4 protein-coding genes are annotated in these 4,540 nt (G+C 56.4%); all 4 read right to left on the bottom strand.

Annotated elements, in window-relative coordinates; translation table 11 throughout:
- Positions 1 to 681 (bottom strand): GTP-binding protein (locus Q7T06_RS06510; protein WP_304782178.1); only part of this gene is annotated, 681 nt, incomplete at its 3' end.
- Between the two features lie 185 nt (positions 682 to 866).
- Entirely contained in the window at positions 867 to 1,811 is a 945-nt protein-coding gene (gene truB, locus Q7T06_RS06505; RefSeq protein WP_304782175.1) for a tRNA pseudouridine(55) synthase TruB, read from the bottom strand.
- 114 nt (positions 1,812 to 1,925) lie between these two features.
- Positions 1,926 to 2,312 (bottom strand): 30S ribosome-binding factor RbfA, encoded by a 387-nt coding sequence (rbfA, locus tag Q7T06_RS06500; protein ID WP_304782172.1) that lies wholly within the window; start codon positions 2,310 to 2,312, stop codon positions 1,926 to 1,928.
- Positions 2,313 to 2,437: 125 nt separating this feature from the next.
- Positions 2,438 to 4,540, bottom strand: a 2,103-nt coding sequence (gene infB / locus Q7T06_RS06495; protein WP_304782168.1) for a translation initiation factor IF-2, incomplete at its 5' end; no start/stop codon positions are given.

The raw sequence follows: 4,540 nt of genomic DNA, 5'->3' as shown, positions 1-4,540 counted from the left end.
GCCAACGCCGATCTTGCCGACGTAGGAAGAGTATTCCAGCGAAGTGATTTGCAATTGCAGCGGTGCATCAGGATCATCTTCACGCGCAGGAACGTGTTCCAGAATCGCGTCGAACAATGGCTCCATATTGCCTTCGCGCACGGTGTCTACCAGACCTGCGTAGCCTTTGAAGCCCGATGCGTAAACGATAGGGAAATCCAGTTGTTCGTCAGTCGCGCCGAGTTTGTCGAACAATTCAAAAGTAGCGTTGACTGCCTTCTGAGGATCGGCATTTTCGCGGTCGATCTTGTTGACCACAACGATAGGCTTCAAGCCCAGCGCCAGCGCTTTACGCGTCACAAAACGCGTTTGCGGCATAGGGCCTTCTTGTGCATCGACCAGCAACAACACGCTATCAACCATCGACAGCACACGTTCCACTTCGCCACCGAAATCGGCATGGCCAGGGGTGTCAACGATGTTGATGTGCGTGCCCTTGTATTCAACTGCGCAGTTCTTCGACAGAATCGTGATGCCACGTTCTTTTTCAATGTCGTTGGAATCCATCACGCGAGCATCAACCTGCTGGTTGTCACGGAAAGTGCCTGATTGACGCAATAATTGGTCAACAAGCGTGGTTTTGCCGTGATCAACGTGAGCGATGATGGCAATGTTACGAATAGCGCGTTTTGTGTTTGACATGGTCGTTTTTTAACGGTTGGTGGTGCAGAATTTGGAAAGCCGCAGATTATAGCACGGCTAGCCTATCCGACAGCCGGAAACCCTTGATGTTTCAAGGAGTTGCCGAGGTTTTGTGACAAATTGGTGACTGTATGGGGGTGATCAGGCTGCGTGCAGCGACCGTCGCGACGGTCTGTAAATGCGGTTTATACAGCAGCGACCTCTACCGTCGAGATCAGGCGCTCAGGCGCCAGGATGCTGTATTCCTGCAGCAATCCAGTGCCCAGCAACTGGCTGTCGCTGGCGCGATAAACGCGTACCCGACCCTCGCCTGCAGGAACGAGCACGTCTTCCTTGCCCAGCGCCAGACGCTGGCCATGCAAAAAGCGCCTGGCCAATTCTTCCGACAGATGAAGTGCAGGAAACGATGTCAGCAAGGCATCAACCGGCGCCAGCGCTGCGATGCGCGCATCGGCATCCATTGCGGCAAGTTGCTCCAGCGTAATCGCCGCAGCGATCGTCAAGTCGCCGACCTGTATGCGACGCAAGGCATTCAAATGCGCGCCGCAACCCAGCGCCGCGCCGATGTCTTCGCCCAGCACGCGGATGTAGGTGCCTTTGCTGCAACGCACGCGCAAGGTCAGATACGGCGCCTGAAAATCGATGAATTCCAGCAGATGGATAGTCACCGGACGCGCCTCGCGTTCCAGCGTGATGCCGGCACGCGCATATTCATACAAGGGCTTGCCATCGCGCTTGAGCGCGGAATACATCGGCGGCACCTGCGCGATATCGCCGCGAAATTGCGCCAGCACCGCATCTATCTGCGCCCGCGTCACATTGACATCGCGCGTCTCGATGACCTCGCCTTCAGTGTCGCCAGTGGTGGTCGTGATGCCGAGATGGACCACTGTTTCATACGTCTTGTCAGCCTCGAGCAAATCCTGCGCGAACTTGGTTGCCTCGCCAAAACACAGCGGCAGCAAACCGGTCGCAAACGGATCCAGCGTGCCGGTATGCCCGGCCTTGAGTGCATTCAACAACCACTTCGCCTTGATCAAGGCATCGTTGCTGGATACGCCCACCTGTTTGTCGAGCAGCAGCACGCCGTGTACCGGCACGCGTTTTTTCTTGATTTGATTTGTCGCCATGATGGGCTCGAGGGAAATGCGATGGTGCTCGCTCAGGCGGAATAATCCGCCGGATTTGAGGCTAGGGAAAATGTAACAGGTGCCCGCATGCGGACAGGCACAGAAGCGGGAAGATCAGTCTTCCGCATCCTTGGCACGCGTGGCATTGGCTTCGTCAATCAGCTTGGACATTTCGATCCCGCGCGCAGTCGATGTGTCATGCACGAAATGCAGTTGCGGCAAGGTATGGATGGACAGGCGGTGACCGAGTTGGCCACGTATATAGCCGGAAGCCGCAGTCAGGCCGGCTACCGTATTCTTGATCTCTTCCTTGTTATCGCTCAGCATAGTGAAAAACACTTTGGCATGCGCGTAATCCGGCGTGACCTGCACTTCGGTAATCGTGATCATCCCGACGCGCGGGTCTTTCAACTCGAACGCGACGATTTCAGACAGATCGCGCTGGATCTGGTCTGCGACGCGCAGACCGCGTCCGGGGATGGATTTACTGTGTTTGGCCATAAATTTCTTCGATACAACGGGTGAAGCAAAAGTAAGTTCGCATCGGCAGACAGCGAGGCCGGCCGATGCGATCATGTGGTACAGGGCGCCGTATCAGGCGACCCTCTGCTGCGTATAGCCTAGCCTTACAGCGTACGCGCGATTTCCTGCACTTCGAAGACTTCGAGTTGATCGCCTTCCTTGATGTCGTTGAAGTTTTTCAGCGTCAAGCCGCATTCGAAACCGGCTTTGACATCCTTCACGTCATCCTTGAAGCGTTTCAGGGAATCGAGTTCACCGGTCCAGACCACCACGTTGTCACGCAACAGGCGTACCGATGAACCGCGTTTGACCAGGCCTTCGAGCACATAGCAACCGGCAATGGCGCCGACTTTGCTGACCAGGATAACCTGGCGTATCTCGACCAGACCCAGCGCATTTTCGCGCTTCTCTGGTGACAGCATGCCGGACATCGCCGCCTTGATCTCGTCTACTGCATCGTAAATGATGTTGTAGTAGCGAATATCAACACCGTTGGCTTCAGCCAGCTTGCGGGCGGATGCATCGGCACGCGTGTTGAAGCCGATGATGACCGCTTTCGAGGCGACCGCCAGGTTGACGTCGGACTCGGAAATGCCACCCACCGCTGCATGCACGACTTGCACGCGCACTTCGCTGGTGGAGAGTTTTTGCAGCGAACCAACCAATGCTTCCTGCGAACCCTGCACGTCGGTCTTGATGATCATAGGCAGGTTCTTGACTTCGCCTTCGCCCATGTTCTCGAACATGTTTTCCAGTTTCGCCGCCTGCTGCTTGGCCAGTTTCACGTCGCGGAACTTACCTTGACGGAACAAGCCGATTTCGCGCGCCTTGCGCTCGTCAGCCATGACCATGACTTCTTCGCCGGCGTTCGGCACTTCGGTCAAGCCCTGGATTTCGACTGGTATCGAAGGACCGGCCTCGGAAATGCTCTTGCCGTTTTCGTCCAGCATCGCACGAACGCGACCGTAAGCAGAACCTGCCAGCACGACGTCGCCGCGTTTCAGGGTACCCGATTGCACCAGTATCGTCGCCACCGGACCGCGACCCTTGTCGAGCTTGGCTTCCACCACCAAACCGCGCGCAGGAGCGGCGACCGGTGCTTTCAGTTCCAGCACTTCAGCTTGCAGCAATACCTGTTCGAGCAGCGTATCTATACCTTCGCCTGTTTTGGCAGACACGCCGATGAATGGTGAATCGCCGCCGTATTCTTCCGGCACCACTTGTTCGGCAACCAGTTCCTGCTTGACGCGATCCAGGTTGGCACCCGGCTTGTCTATCTTGTTGATCGCCACGACCAGAGGCACGCCCGCTGCTTTCGCATGCGCAATCGCTTCCTTGGTTTGCGGCATCACGCCATCGTCAGCTGCAACCACCAGAATCACGATATCGGTTGCTTTCGCACCGCGTGCACGCATGGCCGTAAATGCTTCATGGCCAGGTGTATCGAGGAAGGTGATCATGCCGCGTGGCGTTTCGACGTGATAAGCGCCGATATGCTGTGTAATGCCGCCCGCTTCGCCGGAGGCAACCTTGGCGCGACGGATGTAATCCAGCAACGATGTTTTACCGTGATCGACGTGGCCCATGACGGTCACGACAGGAGCACGCGGCAAGGCTTCGATATCGGCATGTTCTGCACCGATTTCCAGCAGTGCTTCCGGATCATCCAGTTTGGCTGCATGGGCGGTATGGCCCATTTCTTCGACCAGAATCATTGCTGTTTCTTGATCGAGCACCTGGTTGATCGTGCACATCTGGCCGAGCTTCATCAAATGCTTGATGACTTCGGATGCCTTGACCGACATTTTGTGTGCGAGTTCGGCAACGGTAATCGTTTCCGGCACGTGCACGTCTTTAATGACGGCTTCAGTCGGCGCCTGGAAATTGGTTTCGCGATCGTCATGATGCGAACCGCGGCGGCCTTTAGGACCTGCGCGCCAGCCATCACGGCCACCGCCGGTATTGCCGCGCGTCTTGATGCCGGCACCGCGTTTTTTCGCATCGTCCTGCCAGGTTGACGAAACATTGGCCGATTTGATCGACTTCTTGTCTGCGGTAACGGCAGGTTTTTTCTCGTCTTTTTTCTCGCCTGGCTTTTTATCCGCCGGCTTGTGCAAGGTGCCCTCGGCAGCAGCTTTGACCACTGGAGCAACCGGTTCCGGTGCCTTGATCGCGCGACGCGGCGCGTTCATCATGGCCTTGATCTG

Source organism: Herminiimonas sp. (genome assembly GCF_030645555.1).
Taxonomy (GTDB): domain Bacteria; phylum Pseudomonadota; class Gammaproteobacteria; order Burkholderiales; family Burkholderiaceae_D; genus Oxalicibacterium.
This window is presented reverse-complemented; position numbering and strand designations above follow the sequence as displayed.

Coding starts and splice junctions, on each gene's coding strand:
- truB (WP_304782175.1), bottom strand. CDS start 1,811: ATGGCGACAAATCAAATCAAGAAAAAACGCGTGCCGGTACACGGCGTG.
- rbfA (WP_304782172.1), bottom strand. CDS start 2,312: ATGGCCAAACACAGTAAATCCATCCCCGGACGCGGTCTGCGCGTCGCA.